The 1,247-nt window shown below is 53.5% G+C and carries 2 protein-coding genes; both read left to right on the forward strand.

The window, feature by feature from the left end:
- Positions 1–70 precede the first annotated feature (70 nt).
- A complete protein-coding gene (locus ACZRMS_RS26245) occupies positions 71–376 on the forward strand; it encodes a transposase (protein ID WP_463997639.1) in 306 nt (101 codons plus the stop codon).
- Between the two features lie 26 nt (positions 377–402).
- Positions 403–1,209 carry an IS3 family transposase gene (locus ACZRMS_RS26250; RefSeq protein WP_463997640.1) on the forward strand — a complete coding sequence of 269 codons (807 nt, stop codon included), beginning with the start codon at positions 403–405 and terminating at the stop codon, positions 1,207–1,209.
- Positions 1,210–1,247 lie beyond the last annotated feature (38 nt).

Consider the following 1,247-nt stretch of genomic DNA (forward strand, 5'->3'; position numbering starts at 1 on the left):
TGAACTGGCCTAATGAATTCGGACACATCAATAGGGCGCTATGATTGCGCCCAAATCTGAGGTGTGTTTGATGATGCGAAAGTCCTATTCCAACGAGTTCAAGCTCAAAGCTGCAAGCATGGTGCTGGATGAAGAGCAGCCCATTCTCGATGTTTGTGCCAGTCTGGATATCGGCCCTACAGCCTTACGTCGCTGGGTCGAGCAGTTGAGAAGAGAGCGCGGTGGATCGGTATTGGCCGGGACCAAGGCGATAACTGCGGAGCAGAAACAAATACAGGAGCTGAGGGCGTTGCTCAGGCAAAAAGATCGGGATATCGAAATCCTAAAAAAGGCCAGTGCTCTCCTGCTTTTGGACTCCAAAGATCATTTCCGCTGATCAGGGAGCTAGGCGAGCGATATGGCATTGCAGATTGTTGCCGCGTGTTCGAGGTTAGCCGGAGTGGCTATTACGCTTGGCGCCAGCGACAAGGCAAAACCAACCCGAAGCGCGAAGCGCTCAAGCTGGTTCTGATCAAGTATCACAAGGCATCACGGGGCTCGGCAGGTTCACGAACACTCTCTGAAGACTTGCAAGGCGCTGGCCATCAGGTGGGACGCCACATGGCCCGCAGTTTGATGAGAGAAGCCGGGGTCGCTAGCCGTCAACGCAGGGCTCATAAGTACAAATCATCAGGCGTCGAGTCACTGGTGGCTGGGCATGAGCTTGAACGTGAGTTTTATGTGGCGGATATCAATAAGGTTTGGTGCGCAGACATCACCTACATCCAGCTAGGCAAACGATGGCTGTATTTTTCGGTTGTCCTGGATCTATTTGCTCGCCGTGTAGTGGGTTGGTCTTTTTCGTTGGTCGCTGACGCAACACTGACAAGCGAATCTCTACGCATGGCCGTCGAACTGAGGGGGCGTCCTAAAGGTGTGCTGCTCCACTCTGACCAAGGGTGCCAGTACACCAGCCATAAATTCAGAAACGAGCTGATAGCGCATGAACTTAAGCAGAGCATGAGTCGCAAGGGGCAATGCTGGGACAACGCGCCGATGGAGCGTTTCTTCGGTAGCCTGAAGTCCGAATGGGTACCTGAAGGTGGTTACAGCTCGGAGCATGAGGCCCGAGCGGATATCAACCGATACGTGGCGCGCTACAACAATGTCAGGCGCCACAGCTACAACGGATACCACTCTCCAGTAGCAGCGGAAAAGATGGCGGCGTGAGAACCGAAAAGAATGTCCGAAATTACTGGACCAGTTCA

The organism is Pseudomonas sp. B424 (genome assembly GCF_055408345.1).